Genomic DNA, 14730 nt, shown 5'->3' on the forward strand with positions numbered 1-14730 from the left:
GGGCCCCATGTCCGCGGAGCTCCGCCGGACCGTGCGGCGGACATCGGTTTCCATGGAAGAGTAGTGTGCGGGCGCCCTTACCCGCCCTCGGGACCATTCCCGCACCATTGGAGGCGTGACGTATGACACTACCGCCGATATCCAATCGAGATCGGGAACATTTGACTCTCTGACACGTTGGACATAATGGCGCGCCAAGACGGCGGAACTCCTAGCCGCCGCGCGCCTGACGTCTTGGAAGGGAGGGAGGTGCCCTCATGTCGCGCACTGCCCTGGCCACTTCTCCCACGGTGGCGGAAACCGCAGTCGACAACGCTGCGTCGGCGGCTCTGGAAGAGCTGATCACGCGGGGGCGCTCCCAGGGACACCTGTCCCTCACGGAGCTTCGTGCCGCGTTCTCCTCGGCCGGCATCAGCCCGGCCGATGGCCGCTCCATCCTGCGCGAACTCACCGACGCCGGAGTGCGGCTCGCCAACGAGAGCGACGGCGGCGCCGTGGAGTCCGTGGACGCCGACACCGACGACGACGCGCTGGAGGAGGCCCTCGAGACCGGCAGGCCCGGTCCCAACACCGTCGGACCCCGCGGGGCCAAGGCCGCGGCACCGGAACCGGAGATCCCCGAGGCCGACCTGGACGACCAGTCCCCGGCCATGGGCGACTCCGTCCACACCTACCTCAAGGCGATCGGCCGCCGGCAGCTGCTGACCGCCGAGCAGGAGGTCGACCTCGCCAAGCGCATCGAGGCCGGCCTGTACGCCGACTACAAGCTGGGCCTGGTCGACGGCGCGCCGCAGCCCGAGGACCTCTCCGACGCCGAGCGGGAGGCCCTGGAGTGGGTCTCCGAGGACGGCCGCCGGGCCAAGTCGCACATGCTGGAGGCCAACCTGCGGCTGGTGGTCTCGGTCGCCAAGAAGTACAGCGACCGCGGCATGTCCCTGCTCGACGTCGTGCAGGAGGGCAACCTCGGCCTGATCCGCGCGGTCGAGAAGTTCGACTACGCCAAGGGCTACAAGTTCTCCACCTACGCGATGTGGTGGATCCGGCAGGCCATACAGCGCGGCTTCGCCGACTCCGCCCGCACCATCCGGCTGCCGGTGCACGTGCTGGAGCTGCTGAGCAAGGTCAGCCGGCTGGAGCGCGACATGCATCAGACCCTCGGGCGCGAGCCCACCCCCGAGGAGCTGGCGCACGAGCTGGACAAGACCCCGACCCAGATCGAGGAGCTGCTGCGCGTCACCCGCCAGCCGATCAGCCTCGACTCCACGATCGGCGAGGACGGCGAGACCCGCATCGGCGACCTCATCGAGGACATCGACGCCTCCGAGGCCTCCGAGGTGGTCGACCGCCAGCTCATGGCCGACCAGCTGCGCCGGGCGCTGGAGGACCTGGAGCCGCGCGAGGCGACGATCATGTCGCTGCGCTTCGGCCTGATGGACGGGCGGCCCCGCACGCTGGACGAGATCGGCAGGCACCTCGGCCTGACCCGCGAGCGGATCCGCCAGTTGGAGAAGCAGTCCCTGTCCAAGCTGCGCCACCCCAGCCGCGCCCAGCAGCTGCTGGACTTCGCGAGCTAGGCGCAGGCACCGCCCTCGGCCCCGCGCCCGCCCCACCGGCGGGCGCGGGGCCTTTCGCGCGCCGGCGGAGGAGACGCCCTCCCCCTGCGGGCCGAGGCGGGAATCGGCCCGGAGGAGGAGGCGCCGGAGTCGGCGCGGCGGCAGGCTCAAAAGCATGACCACACCAGCGCACCCGGTCCCGCGCAGCGAGATCGCCGCCACCCTGCAGACGAGCCGCGAACTGGGTCCCGACTACGACGACGCCGTCGCCGCCTCGCTCGCCGAACGCCTCGACCACGTCATCGACACCCGCATCCGCGAACGGGTCGCCGAAGAGGTGGACGCCCGGCTCGCCGAGGACGGCGGGCGGCGCGGACGCTCCGGGAACACGGCCGCGATCGGCGTGACCGCCTTCTTCTCCCTGCTGTTCGGCGCCCCCGCGACCGGCTACCTGGCCGAGACCGCGGGCGTGGCGGGGGCCGCACTGCTGTGGCTGGGCATCGCCGCGGTGAACGTGGTCGTCCTCGTCGCCTCCCGGCGCTCAAAGGCGCGGACCGGGACGCGCTCAGGGATTCCCCTGAACCATCCCTGAGATCCCGCTGCCGCAGGGGCCCGGAGGGGAGTGGAGACCCATACTGGGGGCATGTCGCAGCAGCCCGTGCCCCAGGACGAGGTCGCGGCGTCGTTGAGGACCAGCCGGGAGCTGGGCCCCGACTACGACGACGCCGTCGCCGCCTCGCTCGCCGAACGCCTCGACCACGTCATCGACGCCCGCGTCCGCGAGCACCTCGCGGCCAGGGCCCAGAGCGCCCCGCCCGCGCCGCAGCGGCCGGACAAGGGGATGTCCGGCAACACGCTGCGGCTCGTCATGGGCATCCTGTCGCTGGCGTTCGCCGTCCCGATCTCCGCGATCGGCGGCAGCTACGCCGGAGGGGTCGGGATGGTCCTGGCCTGGATCGGCATCCTCGTCTTCTACTGCATGGTGGTCATCGGTTCGAGGCGCTGACCACGGGGCGCGGGAAGCGGGGCGGCCGCTACCGCTCCAGGGCCGCCCTGACGATGCCGAGGGCCTCGCGCCGGTCGAGCCCGAGGCCGGCGATCACGTCGGCGTACTGCCGGGCCGCGGTCCGGGCGGCCGCGCGCTGGCGGTCGCTGCCGGCGGCGACGAAGGTCCCGGAGCGGCCCCGCGTCTCGACCACGCCGGCCTGCTCCAGTTCGCGGTAGGCGCGGGCGGCGGTGTTGACCGCGACCGACAACTCCTCGGCCAGCGCGCGCACGGTCGGCAGCTTGTGGCCGACGGGAAGCTCGCCCTGGGCCGCCGCGTGCGCGATCGCGGCCCGGATCTGCTCGTACGGGGGCACCTTCGACGCTGGGTCGATGCGGACGAGATCCGGCATCTGCAACCTCCCCCAATCCGGCCGCCGGCCACCCGGCCCACGAGGCGGCGCCTGCCTCGATACTGCCACCGGTCGACGGGTGCGCGCACATCCGCGGGCGCGCACCCCTGCGGTCCGGCCGCGCTTTTCAGACGGCGGCCGGGCTGCGCGGGACGCGCACGATGCCGTGCAGCCGGTGGCGCTCGCGCATGGTCAGCAACTGCTCGGCCACCGCCGTGGCCTGCTTGATCTCCGGGCGGGCCAGGCGCTTGCGGCGGTAGATGCGGTCGTCGAGGCCGCGCGGGCCCACCAGCGCCCGCTGGCGCGCGTAGGCCGCGCGCATCGCGTCGGTCAGCGCGGCGTCCAGTCGCACGCCCAGCCGGTTCAGCTCCTCGGCACCGGCGTCGGCGTCCTGGGCCGCGCGCAGCTCCCGTCGGGCCGCGCCGACCGCCTCGACCAGCTCGGGCAGGCGCTCGGCGCTCTGCTGGTCCTCGGCGTGGCGCCGCTGCGCCTCAGGGCCGACCTTCCGACTCCCCAACCCCATGCTCGCTCTCCAAATCCAGTTCCCGGCACGTCGCCGACTCGCCGCCGGTGCCGACAGCGGCACCGGAGTCCACTCTAGAGGTGCGCGAGGTCACCGAGCGGAGGGAGGTGCGTCACACCCGGCGCCTTTACACGGTAAGTCTAGGATGGGGCGTGTGAGTCGCAACAACGCGGGCCTCAGCGCCGAGCGCATCATCACCGAAGCCCTGCACATCATCGACGGCCGGGGGCTGGGCGGGCTGACCATGCGCCGCCTCGGCGACGCCCTCGAAGTCGAGGCGATGGCGATCTACCACCACTTCCCCCTGGGCAAGGAGCAGCTCTTCGACGCGATCGTTGAGCACATCACCGACGTCTCCCCCGCCGGTGCCGACGGCTCCGCCGACGCCGACGACCCCGAGGAGGAGCCGGACCCGGATGCGCAGCCGCCGGCCGACGAGCGCCCCTGGGACGAGCGGCTGCGCGCCTGGGCCCACGACTACCGCGCCGGCCTGCTGCGCCACTCCGGCGCGCTGTCGCTCATCATCCACCGCAGGCCCGACACGACGGCGGCGCTGCGCTCCCTGGAGCTGCACTACGCCGCCTTCACCGAGGCCGGGTTGAGCGGCGCCGACGTCGTCCGCGCCGCGGCGACCCTGGACTCCTACGTGACCGGCGCGGTCATCCACCAGGTCCGCGCCGAGGGCATCGGGAGCCACGACCCGGCCGCGGTCGACGGCCGCCACCCCACCGTCGCCGCGCTGCGCGGCACGGCCCTCGACCACGACGCCCGCTTCGCCGACGGCCTCGAAGCGGTGCTGGCCGGCCTGCGCCCGGCCTGACCGGCGCCCCGGCGTCCCCCGGCGCCCGCTGCCAGGGCTCAGCCGACCTCCCCCAGCTCCTGGGCGACGATGGCGGCCTGCACCCGGCTGCGCAGACCCAACTTGGCCAGGATCCGGCTGACGTGGGTCTTGGTGGTGGTCTCGGTGATGCACAGCCGGCGCGCGACCTGCTGGTTGGACAGTCCCTCCCCCACGCAGGCCAGGACCTGGCGCTCCCGCGGGGTGAGCTCGGCGACCGCGGCCGGGCTCACGCTCGGCCCGGCGTCGGGACGCCCGCCCGGCACCGCCGCGAACTCCTTGATGAGGCGGCGCGTCACGGCCGGCGCGATCATGCCCTCCCCCCGCGCCACCACGCGCACCGCCTCGATCAGCTCATCGGCCTCGATGTTCTTCAGCAGGAAGCCGGCCGCGCCGGCGCGCAGCGCCCCGAAGACGTACTCGTCGAGGTCGAACGTCGTCAGGATGAGCACGTCCACGCCGGTCCCCGTGAGGTCGCGGGTGGCCGCGATACCGTCCTTGCGCGGCATGCGCACGTCCATCAGCACCACATCGGGCCGCGCCCGCCGCGCCGCCGCCACGGCCTCCTCGCCGTCGCCGGCCTCGGCGACGACCTCGATGTCGGGCGCCGACTCCAAGATCATGACCAGCCCCGAGCGCACCGCCCACTGGTCCTCGGCCACGACGATCCGGATCACGTGTTCAGCCCCGCTCCCCTGGTCTCGGTGTTCGTCCCGTCCTCGTCCGCGCCCGGTTCCACCGGCAGCTCGGCGCGCACCCGCCAGCGGCCGCCGGCCACCGGCCCCGCGTCGAATCCCCCGCCGAGCAGGGCGGCCCGCTCGCGCATCCCGGCCAGCCCGGCCCCGGCGCCCAGGTCGGCCGCCCAGCCGGGCGCGTCCTGCCTGTCCGCCCCGTTCTCCGCGGTCAGGACGAGGGCCCCGCCCCGGGGCCCCGGATGCTCCACGGTGATCTCGACGCGTTTGGGGACGGCGTAGCGCAGCGCGTTGGTCAGCGACTCCTGCACAATCCGGTAGGCGGCCGCGTCCACCGGCGCCGGCAGCCCGCGCCGCGCGCCGCGCTCGGCGAAGACCACCTCCAGGCCGGCCTCCCTCGCGGTGGCGACCAGCCGGTCCACCTCGGCCAGGCGCGGCGTCACCCGCTCCAGGTCGGGATTGTCGTCGGCGCGCAGCACACCGATCATCCGGCGCATCTCGGCCAGGCCCTGGACGCTGTTGTCGCGCACCACGGACAGGATCCGGCGGACGCGCTCGGGGTCGAACTCCCGCATCGACAGCGCCGCGGTGGACTGCACCGCCACCGCGCTGAGGTGGTTGGCGATCACGTCGTGCAGCTCGCGGGCCATCCGCCCGCGCTCCTCGGCGACGGCGTTGCCCCGGTCGAGCTCGGCCATCCGCGCGATCTGCCGGGCGCGCTGGCGCTCCAGCTCGGCGCGCAGGTGGTGCTCCCGGATCGTCAGCCCTGTGACCATCGGCATAGTGAACACCAGTACGTACATCCCCAGGAGCTGCAGGAGGGCCAGCCCGCCGCCCTCCATCCACCCCGTGGCCACCAGATAGCCGCCGACACCGAGGACGGCCGCGTTGAGGGCGGCGACGGTGCCGAACGTGGCGTGGGCCAGGCGCCTGCGCCCCCACGCGCCGACCGCGTAAAGGACGTCGCCGTAGGTGATGAACACCCCGGCCGACGGTCCCAGCAGTGCGCCGTCCAGGACCAGTGCGACCGTGCCCAGCAGCAGGGCCGCTCCCGGGGCGCTGCGCCGGAACAGCACCGCGGCGCAGACCAGGGCGAGCGTGCCCAGCAGCCACATCGGATCGACGCCGGGGCGCTCGAAGTAGCCGTCCAGGACCCACAGCAGCAGACCGAGGCCGAAGTGGGCGCCTGCCCACAGCACGCTGCCCAGGTGGGACCGGCCACCCAGAACGGGCCGGTCGAGGAGTTCCCGCCACGGTCGTCGCCACACGGATCCATCACAGCACGCCGCGGCGACCGGCGCGTACATCCAAGGATGCAGCGCGATCTCGTCTGCGCGGACGATGAGCGGATCCGGTGCCTTCGGCACGCTGGAACCGGCGATGAGAAGGAGGGACCCGACCGATGATCGTGGCGCTGATCCTGGCCTGCGAGGCGATGTTCTGGGTGCTGGTGCTGGGCGGCCTGGCAGCGCGCTACCTGCTGCGGATGCGCCGGACCAGCACCGTGTTGCTGCTGCTGGTCCCGGTGCTCGACGTCGTGCTGCTCACCGTGATCGCGGTGCACCTGCGCGGCGGCGGCACCGCCGACTCCAGCCACGGCATCGGCGCGCTCTACCTGGGCTTCACCGTCGCCTACGGCCACAGCGTCATCCGGTGGGCCGACGCCCGCTTCGCCCACCGCTTCGCCGGCGGCCCTCCCCCGCCCCGGCCGCCCAAGCGCGGCGCGGCCCGGCTGCGCCGGGAGTGGGCGGCCTGGCTGCGCGGCCTGGCCGCCTGCCTGGTCGGCGCCGGGGCGCTGCTGGGCCTCACCCTCTTCACCGGCGACCCCGAGCGCACCGCGGCGCTCGACGGCTTCTACACGCCGCTGGCGATCTTCATGTTCTGGAACACCGTGGTGTCGCTGTGGGGCACGGTCGAGGCGCTGGCGGCGAAGCCGACCGCCGAGGAGGAGCCCGCGCGCGTCCGCGGGTAGCCTGGAGCGTCTGCGCGCCGGAGCCCGCCGGATCCGGCGCAGCCCGCGACCACGACCCCGGATTGGACGCCCCGTGCCCCGAATCATCGACGGCCTCGACGACGGCGGGCTGTGGCCGGCCGACCCCGGGGCCGCTGCAACGGTGCAGGAGCGGCTGGCCGGCCGGGTCCGGACCGAACCGCTGGACCTCGGCGGGGTGTCGCTGGTCGCCGGCCTGGACGTCAGCTACGCGCCCGGCGACACCGCCCTCGTCGCCGCAGCGGTCGTCATGGACCCGGCGACGCTGGAGGTCGTGGACTCGGCGGTGGCCGCGACCGAACCGCGCTTCCCCTACGTCCCGGGCCTGTTCGCGTTCCGGGAGCTGCCGTCCCTGCTGAAGGCGCTGGAAGGGCTGGGCACCGAGCCCGACGCCTACGTCTGCGACGGCTTCGGGCTGGCCCACCCCCGCCGCTTCGGGCTGGCCTGCCACCTGGGAGTACTGCTGGACCGGCCGGTGCTGGGGGCGGCGAAGTCGGCCTTCGTCGGCCGGGCCGAGGCCCCGGGCCCCGAACGCGGGTCCTGGACGCCGCTGCTCGACGGCGGCGAGGTCGTCGGCAGGTCCCTGCGCACCCGCGCCGGGGTCAAACCGGTGTTCGTCTCCGTCGGGCACCGCGTCGACCTGGACAGCGCCTGCGAGCTGCTACTGCGCCTGACGCCCCGGTACCGGATCCCCGAGCCGATCCGGCGCGCCGACCGGCTGTCCCGGGACCGGCTCGCCGAGGCGTCGGCCGCCAAGGGCTGACGGGAGCCGACGGCAAGGGCCCGCAAGGGGCGGGAGCAGCGTCTCCCTTGCCGGGTTGGATCCCGCAGGGCGGGCCGCGGTTCCCGCCGGGGCCACACCAGGCCAGATCGGCGATGCCGGTTCAGAGTGTCACACCCGTGCCGCAAAATGAAGATGGAATGTGGTCCACACCACTAGAGTGTGGACCACCGGCCACACGAAGCACACAGACACACGACCGAACCGGAGGCACACCGATGTGCCGTCATGAACCCGCCTGCCCGTCCTTCAACGACCTCGACCGAGAGGCCGCCCGCGTCATCGCCTGCCACCCCGAGCAGGGCTGGAGCCTGCTCTGCAACGGCGTCGTGGTGTTCGAGGACACCGGGGAGCTGCTGCCCAACGGCGGCATCATCGCGCCGCACCGGCCCACCGACGTCCGCGCCGCGGCCTGACCCGGCGCACGTCCGCTCGACGGGCCCGACACGCCCGTCCCTCTCACCCGCTACACATTCCCCACGTGATCCGCGAGCCATGCGGTGACGATCCCGGCCACGGCTCGCGGGTCCTTCGCGAGATCGTGCCGCTCGCCCGGACGGACGGCCACCGTCGTGGCGTCCTTGGCGCCGGGCACCCCGAAGGAGTCGCGGTCCCCGTTGACCACCAGTGTCGGCACGCCCGTCCCGCGCAGCTCATCGACGCGGGAACGCCCGGACCGACCCGGAGGGTGCAGCGGGAACGCCAGCGCCACGACCGCGCTCGCCCCCAGGTCCGCAGCGGTGCGGCAGGCCACCCGCGCGCCATTGCTGCGCCCGGCGAGCACCAGCGCCGCACCGGCGAAGCGCTCCAGCGCGCACAGCTCGCGCACGACCGCCCGCCACGCCTCGTCCTGCGCCGCGGTGTTGGCGCCCGGCATCCTGCGCCCGGCCACCCGGTAGGGCTGGCTGACCCGCGCGACCGCACCCCCCGCGGCCACAACGGCGTCGCGCACGGCCACGATGTCGGGGGCGTCCACGCCCCCGCCGGCGCCGTGCGTGATGGCCACGAGGTAGCGCGGCTCGTCCGCGTCCTCGTCCAGGTCCACCAGTGCCGGGCCGCGGGGCGTGTCGATCTTCATGCACCCAACCGTAGCGGCCGGGCCGACCGCTTCGCCGATCTTGACCTTGTGGGCGCTAAAGACCACCCGCTTAAATAACGCCCACAAGGTCGACTCGGGTTTTAACCTTGGCCACTGGGGGTCTTCGACATCAGCCCCAGGAGGGATCCGCGGTGACCGGGCGATCCTCTCGCGCGGCCGAAGGCCATCAAGGGATCGCACCGGCGCCGCGCCGCCCACGCCGCCACCGCGGGCGCCAGGACGCGACCATGGTTTCGGCGCGCGGTGAAGAAACGGGCCACCGCGCCCGCTCGCCTCGGCCACCGAGCGCGTGAAACACCGGCCACAGGAGTTTGAACCCCGACCCAAAGACTGAACGCACGCCGCCACCTCGGGCGCCGGGCCGAAACCATGGTGTCGGCCTGTGCCCATGGTGTCGGCGTGCGCCTCGCGCGCGGGAGGGCGATTTCGCGTCCACGGGCCTTCGGCCACGCGAGAGAATCGCCCACCCGCACGCCATCCCTCCTGGGGCCGGCCTTCACGACCCCCTGAAGTCAAGGCCTCTTCCACCTCTCCTGGAGCGGGCCTTCAAGACCCCCTGTGGTCGAGGGTGAAACCCAAGGTCGAGATCGGCGAGGGAACTACCGCTCATGCGTCCGGCCAGCCCTCCGGCAGCACGTCGGCACCGCTGCCGGCCGCCCGGCGCAGGCGCTCGCGGAAGTCGTCGTGCAGGGCGCGCCCCCACACGTACTCGCCGGGCGTGCGCACCGCCTGCTCGATCGCCTCGCGCAGCACCGCGGCGTGCGTCTCGTTGCCCGCCAGCGGCACCGCAAGCCGGGTGTAGATCTGGTTGACCGCCAGGAACAGCTCACCCGTCAGCAACGGCACGTTGTCCTGGGCGACGGCGGCCTCGATGTAGGGGTCCCACCACGCCGCGGCCGCATCGCCGTCCGCGCCGGCCCGCTCGGCGGACTCGGGATCGGGCGCGAGGAAACCGCGCCGCAGCCGTGCCCTGACCTCGTCGCCCACCTCGGGGACGGGGTGGGCGAGCCCGTGCTCCCACGCCTCGCCCGCGCCGTCGGCGTCACCGCGCACGGCCAGCAGCCTGGCCAGCAGCTCCACCGCGGCACCGGCCGTGCCGGGATCCACGGGGACCCCGTCGCGCGCGGCGTCGCCCGCGTCCGCGACCGCGGCCCCGAACTCCCCGATCGCCCATTCCACGTGGACCGCGCCGAGCAGCATCCGCAGCCCGGGGTGCTCCCCCACCGCCAGCCCCCGGTGGACGACGTCGGCGGCCGCGTCCACCGCACCGCGGGCCAGCAGCCGCTCGGCGTAGTCGCGCGCCGCCTCCGGCACGATCGCGGCCTCGTCGGCCGCCAGCACCCGCTCCCAGTGCCCGCGCGCGCCCTCGACGTCGCCGCGCTCCTCCGCGAGCCGGGCGAGCCCGTGGTGCGCCGCCGGGGTGTAGCGGTTGTTGCCGAAGTCCAGCACCCGCCGCCACGCCTCCCGGGCCTCCTGGTCGGCGCCCGCGCCCTCGTAGGAGACGGCCAGGTGGTAGGCCGCGCGCGGGGCGAACTCGGGGTGGCCGGTGCCGATCGCGATCAGGTCGGCCTCGCGGGCCGCGCCGACGTCGCCGGAGTCGTGGCGCACCACGGCCAGCCCGAGCGCGGCACGGGCCCGATAACGGGGGTCCTCGCCGGCCAGGACCTGCTCGTACACCTGCGCGGCTCGTTTGAGGTGGCCGCTCTCGGCCAGGTCGCGCGCCTGGTCGCACAGGCTCGCGTAGTCCGGCCCGTCGGAGGCGGCGTCGGAGGCGGAGGCGCCGTGCGTCGCGGTCATGCGTGGCCACTTTCAACGCGGAGGGGTGACTTCCACCGGCCCGCGCGGCGACGCGACCCGGTCGGGCGGCTCTCAGACTAGCCGCTCGGTTCCACGCAAGCCGATCGTCCATGCCCGGAAACACGGAACTTCAGAGTAGATAGCAGCTACCTTTACGGCGTAGATCTCAAAGAGTGAGCGATGGGGCCGGATGCCCGACGGGGGTCATCGTCGGTGTCCGGCGATCCGGAGTCACTCCATCGAGACGTCCGATGAAGTCGCCACCGCGCCGAGAGCCACCGCCTGGACCAGCACCGGTCCAGGCGGGACACTCCGCACCGAGTCGGCACGGGTCATCCGTAGGGCAGGAACTCTCCGGTGTCGAGGTCGAAGTCAAAGGGCTTGGGCAGCGTCAGCTTCTCCCCGAAGTCGCGCGTGGTCTTTTCCTTGTACTGCTTGGCCTGGGGATTGGAGTAGAGCGTGGCCTGGGCCTGCAAGGGATCGATCAGCAGGTAGAACTCGATGACCGCCTCGGCGTAGATCTCCAGTTTGGTGACGCGGTCCTGATTCGGCTTTCCCTTCGAGGCGACCTCTGCGACCAGCAGCACATCATCCGGAGGGATCATATGATCGTCCGTGATCAGGAGCTCCTTCGGAGCGACGAAGAGATCCGGAACCACGCTCCTGTCCAGGTGCGGCATGCGGATTTCCAGATAGGTCTCGTTGTCATACCCCTCCGGCAACCGCGGGGTGAGCTGGAGGTCGAGCGCACGGACATTGCGCTGGTGCTTGCCTACAGGGCATGCGGACACGGTGATCGTTTCCCCATCCAGGACCTCCGCCCGTACGCCCCGGGGAAGATCCATGGCATCGAGCAGGGCGAAGAGTTCCACCGACTGTGGCGTCCGACCTCCGTCGGCCGCCGTCGCCTTTTCAGGGGCGAACGTCGTCATCTTTGACTCCTCTTTTTCGGACACTGACGATCACACCCTGTCATAAGACGGTGACGTTTCTTCCGTGCTCGCTGCGTTCCACCCGATAACGGACGGTGGCGCCGGCACCCGCCGCCACGGGTTCCGACGCCACCATTATCGCCTCACCTGCCGCTAGTCCTCGAAGGCCTCCGGGGCCGGGCAGGAGCAGACCAGGTTGCGGTCGCCGTAGGCCTGGTCGATGCGTCCCACCGGGACCCAGTACTTGTTCAGCCGCAGGGACGGCAGCGGGTAGCCGCCCTCGGCGCGCGCGTAGGCGTGCTTCCAGTCGTCGGCGGTGAGCGCCTCGGCGGTGTGCGGGGCGTTCTTCAGCGGGTTGTCCTCGGCGTCGTAGCTGCCGTCGGCGACCCGGTCGATCTCGCCGCGGATCGCGATCATCGCGTCGATGAACCGGTCCAGCTCGGCCAGGTCCTCGCTCTCGGTCGGCTCGACCATCAGCGTGCCCGCCACCGGGAACGACATCGTCGGCGCGTGGAAGCCGTAGTCGATGAGCCGCTTGGAGACGTCCTCGTTGGTGACGCCGGTCCGCTTGGCCAGGCCCCGGATGTCGATGATGCACTCGTGGGCGACCAGGCCGCCCGAGCCGGTGTAGAGCACCGGGTAGTGCGGCGCCAGCCGCTTGGCCACGTAGTTGGCGCTGAGCACCGCCATCTCGGTGGCGTCGCGCAGGCCCTGCTCCCCCATCATCCGGATGTAGGCCCACGAGATCGGCAGGATGCCGGCGGAGCCGAACGGTGCGGCCGAGACCGGCCCGACCCCGGTGTGCGGGCCGGCGTCGGGCTGGCCCGGGTGGTTGGGCAGGAACCCGGCCAGGTGGGAGCGGACCGCCACCGGGCCCACGCCGGGGCCGCCGCCGCCGTGCGGGATGCAGAACGTCTTGTGCAGGTTGAGGTGGCTGACGTCGGCGCCGAACTCGCCCGGCTTGGCCCAGCCCAGCAGCGCGTTGAGGTTCGCGCCGTCGACGTAGACCTGGCCGCCGGCCTCGTGCACCATGCGGCACACCTCGGTGATCGTGCTCTCGTAGACGCCGTGTGTGGAGGGGTAGGTCACCATGATCGCGGCGAGGGCGTCGCGGTGCTTGTCGATCTTGGCGTGCAGGTCGTCCAGATCGATGTTGCCGCCGTCGTCGCAGGCCACGACGGCGACCCGCATCCCGGCCATGACGGCGCTGGCGGCGTTGGTGCCGTGCGCGGAGCTGGGGATCAGGCAGACCTCGCGGCCCTCCTCGCCGCGGTCGCGGTGGTAGCCGCGGATGGCCAGCAGGCCGGCGAGCTCGCCCTGGGATCCGGCGTTGGGCTGCAGCGACACGGCGTCGTAGCCGGTGACCTCGGCCAACCACCTCTCCAGGTCCCGCACCAGCGCGACGGTGCCGGCCGCCTGCTCCAGCGGCGCCAGCGGGTGCAGCCGGGCGAACTCCGGCCAGGTGATGGACTCCATCTCCGCCGTGGCGTTGAGCTTCATCGTGCACGAGCCCAGCGGGATCATCGTGCGGTCCAGCGCCAGGTCCTTGTCGGAGAGCCGGCGCATGTAGCGCAGCAGGGCCGTCTCGCTGCGGTGGGTGTTGAAGACCGGGTGGGCCAGGTAGTCGACGTCGCGGCGCAGCGCCTCGGGCAGCGCCGCGTCCGGGGCCTGCGCCGCGGCCCCGCTCCCGGAGCCGCCGAAGGCCAGCAGCACCCTGCGGACCTGGTCGGCGGTCGTGGCCTCGTCGCAGGAGACGCCGACCGTGTCCTCGTCGACCCGCAGCAGGTTGATCCCGAGCTCGCGGGCGGCCGCGACCTTGGCCGAGGCCCCGCCGGGCACGCGCACCCGCAGGGTGTCGAAGAAGGCGGGGTGCGCCACGTCGAAGCCCAGACCGCGCAGGCCCTCGGCGATCCGGACGGTGTGGCCGTGCACCCGCTCGGCGATCGCGCGCAGGCCGCGCGGTCCGTGGTACACCGCGTACATGCCGGCCATCACCGCGAGCAGCACCTGGGCGGTGCAGATGTTGCTGGTGGCCTTCTCCCGCCGGATGTGCTGCTCGCGGGTCTGCAGGGCGAGCCGGTAGGCGGGCCTGCCCGCGTTGTCCACCGAAACGCCGACGAGCCGGCCCGGCAACTGGCGCTGCAGGCCCTGGCGCACCGACATGTAGCCGGCGTGCGGGCCGCCGAAGCCCATCGGCACGCCGAAGCGCTGGGTGGAGCCGACGGCGATGTCGGCGCCGAGCTCGCCGGGGCTGCGCAGCACGGTCAGCGCCAGGATGTCGGCGGCGACCACGGCCGTCGCGCCGCGCTCGTGCGCGGCCTCGATGATCGCGCTCGGGTCGCGCACCGCGCCGCCGGCCGCCGGGTACTGCACGAGGACGCCGAACGCGTCGCCCTCGGGCAGCCCTTCGCTGAGGTCGGCCACGACGACGTCGATGCCCAGCGGTTCGGCGCGGGTGCGCAGCACGGCCAGGGTCTGGGGGAAGACGTCGGAGTCGACGATGAAGGTGGAGCCCGCGCTCTTGGTCGCGCGGCGGGCCAGCGTCATCGCCTCGCCGGCCGCGGTGGACTCGTCCAGCAGCGAGGCCCCGCTCACCGGCAGCCCGGTGAGGTCGGCGACCACCGTCTGGAAGTTCAGCAGCGCCTCGAGGCGGCCCTGGGAGATCTCGGGCTGGTAGGGGGTGTAGGCGGTGTACCAGGCCGGGTTCTCCAGGATGTTGCGCAGGATGACCGGCGGGGTGAGGGTGTCGTAGTAGCCCAGCCCGATCATCGAGGTCAGCACCTGGTTGCGGTCGGCCAGCGCGCGCAGTTCGGCCAGTGCACCGACCTCGTCGGCCGCCTCGGGCAGCCGCAGCGGGGCCGCGCCGCCCGGCCCGTTCAGGATGCTCTCCGGCACGGCCGCGGCCATGAGCTCGGCCGTGGAGGCGTAGCCCACCGCCTTGAGCATCTCGGCGCGTTCGGCCGGGTCGGGGCCGATGTGCCGGTCGGCGAAACCGCGCGCCGGCGCGACGGCCGGAGAGGGTTCGTGGGTGCGCTGGTCGGGCATGGAGACCTCCTGGTCGCTGGGCCGGCGAGCGGCTTGCTCCTTGGTCTCCCCCTCTGTCACCTAACGTGCGGTCGCGCCACGGG

Annotated in this window: 15 protein-coding genes; 7 read left to right on the forward strand and 8 right to left on the reverse strand. The window is 73.1% G+C overall.

Annotation, left to right across the window (positions count from 1 at the left end):
- Nucleotides 1-257: 257 nt before the first annotated feature.
- From HDA32_RS16845 to HDA32_RS16855, 3 genes are all read left to right on the forward strand, one after another.
- Complete coding sequence (locus HDA32_RS16845) at nucleotides 258-1574, forward strand: RNA polymerase sigma factor (RefSeq protein ID WP_179644098.1); 1317 nt, start codon at nucleotides 258-260, stop codon at nucleotides 1572-1574.
- Nucleotides 1575-1728: 154 nt separating this feature from the next.
- Nucleotides 1729-2145: a hypothetical protein gene (locus tag HDA32_RS16850; RefSeq protein ID WP_179644099.1), complete on the forward strand. Its 417-nt coding sequence runs from the start codon at nucleotides 1729-1731 to the stop codon at nucleotides 2143-2145.
- Nucleotides 2146-2196: 51 nt separating this feature from the next.
- Complete coding sequence (locus HDA32_RS16855; RefSeq protein ID WP_179644100.1) at nucleotides 2197-2559, forward strand: hypothetical protein; 363 nt, start codon at nucleotides 2197-2199, stop codon at nucleotides 2557-2559.
- Between the two features lie 28 nt (nucleotides 2560-2587).
- On the opposite strand, the gene HDA32_RS16860 is transcribed toward HDA32_RS16855, so the two are convergent.
- Together HDA32_RS16860 and HDA32_RS16865 are read right to left on the reverse strand one after the other, a co-directional pair.
- Complete coding sequence (locus HDA32_RS16860) at nucleotides 2588-2950, reverse strand: GntR family transcriptional regulator (RefSeq protein WP_179644101.1); 363 nt, start codon at nucleotides 2948-2950, stop codon at nucleotides 2588-2590.
- 127 nt (nucleotides 2951-3077) lie between these two features.
- Nucleotides 3078-3473 (reverse strand): hypothetical protein, encoded by a 396-nt coding sequence (locus tag HDA32_RS16865; protein WP_179644102.1) that lies wholly within the window; start codon nucleotides 3471-3473, stop codon nucleotides 3078-3080.
- Nucleotides 3474-3618: 145 nt separating this feature from the next.
- On the opposite strand from HDA32_RS16865, the gene HDA32_RS16870 reads away from it, so the two are divergent.
- The gene (locus HDA32_RS16870; RefSeq protein ID WP_179644103.1) at nucleotides 3619-4293 is read left to right on the forward strand and encodes a TetR/AcrR family transcriptional regulator; all 675 of its coding nucleotides are present in this window, start codon (nucleotides 3619-3621) and stop codon (nucleotides 4291-4293) included.
- Nucleotides 4294-4331: 38 nt separating this feature from the next.
- Here the strand turns inward: HDA32_RS16870 and HDA32_RS16875 are convergent, their stop codons facing one another.
- On the reverse strand, nucleotides 4332-4988 hold the full coding sequence (locus HDA32_RS16875) for a response regulator (RefSeq protein WP_179644104.1): 657 nt from the start codon (nucleotides 4986-4988) through the stop codon (nucleotides 4332-4334).
- On the reverse strand, nucleotides 4985-6271 hold the full coding sequence (locus HDA32_RS16880; protein ID WP_312863214.1) for a sensor histidine kinase: 1287 nt from the start codon (nucleotides 6269-6271) through the stop codon (nucleotides 4985-4987). The genes HDA32_RS16875 and HDA32_RS16880 overlap by 4 nt, the downstream gene beginning before the upstream one ends.
- 134 nt (nucleotides 6272-6405) lie before the next feature.
- Here HDA32_RS16880 and HDA32_RS16885 point away from each other — a divergent pair, with 134 nt between their 5' ends.
- The 3 genes from HDA32_RS16885 to HDA32_RS16895 all read left to right on the forward strand — a co-directional run bounded on the left by HDA32_RS16885 (nucleotide 6406) and on the right by HDA32_RS16895 (nucleotide 8190).
- Complete coding sequence (locus tag HDA32_RS16885; protein WP_179644105.1) at nucleotides 6406-6975, forward strand: hypothetical protein; 570 nt, start codon at nucleotides 6406-6408, stop codon at nucleotides 6973-6975.
- A 73-nt stretch (nucleotides 6976-7048) separates the two neighbouring features.
- Nucleotides 7049-7756, forward strand: coding sequence for an endonuclease V (locus HDA32_RS16890; protein WP_179644106.1), 708 nt, complete (start codon nucleotides 7049-7051; stop codon nucleotides 7754-7756).
- 236 nt (nucleotides 7757-7992) lie between these two features.
- A complete protein-coding gene (locus HDA32_RS16895) occupies nucleotides 7993-8190 on the forward strand; it encodes a DUF5999 family protein (RefSeq protein WP_179644107.1) in 198 nt (65 codons plus the stop codon).
- A gap of 50 nt (nucleotides 8191-8240) precedes the next feature.
- On the opposite strand, the gene HDA32_RS16900 is transcribed toward HDA32_RS16895, so the two are convergent.
- The 4 genes from HDA32_RS16900 to gcvP all read right to left on the reverse strand — a co-directional run bounded on the left by HDA32_RS16900 (nucleotide 8241) and on the right by gcvP (nucleotide 14647).
- A complete protein-coding gene (locus HDA32_RS16900; protein WP_179644108.1) occupies nucleotides 8241-8852 on the reverse strand; it encodes an alpha/beta hydrolase family protein in 612 nt (203 codons plus the stop codon).
- A gap of 627 nt (nucleotides 8853-9479) precedes the next feature.
- Nucleotides 9480-10670 (reverse strand): tetratricopeptide repeat protein, encoded by a 1191-nt coding sequence (locus tag HDA32_RS16905; RefSeq protein ID WP_179644109.1) that lies wholly within the window; start codon nucleotides 10668-10670, stop codon nucleotides 9480-9482.
- Nucleotides 10671-11002: 332 nt separating this feature from the next.
- Nucleotides 11003-11602, reverse strand: coding sequence for a Uma2 family endonuclease (locus tag HDA32_RS16910; protein ID WP_179644110.1), 600 nt, complete (start codon nucleotides 11600-11602; stop codon nucleotides 11003-11005).
- Nucleotides 11603-11755: 153 nt separating this feature from the next.
- Nucleotides 11756-14647: an aminomethyl-transferring glycine dehydrogenase gene (gene gcvP / locus HDA32_RS16915; RefSeq protein ID WP_179644111.1), complete on the reverse strand. Its 2892-nt coding sequence runs from the start codon at nucleotides 14645-14647 to the stop codon at nucleotides 11756-11758.
- Nucleotides 14648-14730 lie beyond the last annotated feature (83 nt).

This window comes from Spinactinospora alkalitolerans, assembly GCF_013408795.1.
Taxonomy (GTDB): domain Bacteria; phylum Actinomycetota; class Actinomycetes; order Streptosporangiales; family Streptosporangiaceae; genus Spinactinospora; species Spinactinospora alkalitolerans.

Coding starts and splice junctions, on each gene's coding strand:
- HDA32_RS16845 (WP_179644098.1), top strand. CDS start 258: ATGTCGCGCACTGCCCTGGCCACTTCTCCCACGGTGGCGGAAACCGCA.
- HDA32_RS16850 (WP_179644099.1), top strand. CDS start 1,729: ATGACCACACCAGCGCACCCGGTCCCGCGCAGCGAGATCGCCGCCACC.
- HDA32_RS16855 (WP_179644100.1), top strand. CDS start 2,197: ATGTCGCAGCAGCCCGTGCCCCAGGACGAGGTCGCGGCGTCGTTGAGG.
- HDA32_RS16860 (WP_179644101.1), bottom strand. CDS start 2,950: ATGCCGGATCTCGTCCGCATCGACCCAGCGTCGAAGGTGCCCCCGTAC.
- HDA32_RS16865 (WP_179644102.1), bottom strand. CDS start 3,473: ATGGGGTTGGGGAGTCGGAAGGTCGGCCCTGAGGCGCAGCGGCGCCAC.
- HDA32_RS16870 (WP_179644103.1), top strand. CDS start 3,619: ATGGGGCGTGTGAGTCGCAACAACGCGGGCCTCAGCGCCGAGCGCATC.
- HDA32_RS16885 (WP_179644105.1), top strand. CDS start 6,406: ATGATCGTGGCGCTGATCCTGGCCTGCGAGGCGATGTTCTGGGTGCTG.
- HDA32_RS16895 (WP_179644107.1), top strand. CDS start 7,993: ATGTGCCGTCATGAACCCGCCTGCCCGTCCTTCAACGACCTCGACCGA.
- HDA32_RS16900 (WP_179644108.1), bottom strand. CDS start 8,852: ATGAAGATCGACACGCCCCGCGGCCCGGCACTGGTGGACCTGGACGAG.
- HDA32_RS16905 (WP_179644109.1), bottom strand. CDS start 10,670: ATGACCGCGACGCACGGCGCCTCCGCCTCCGACGCCGCCTCCGACGGG.
- HDA32_RS16910 (WP_179644110.1), bottom strand. CDS start 11,602: ATGACGACGTTCGCCCCTGAAAAGGCGACGGCGGCCGACGGAGGTCGG.
- gcvP (WP_179644111.1), bottom strand. CDS start 14,647: ATGCCCGACCAGCGCACCCACGAACCCTCTCCGGCCGTCGCGCCGGCG.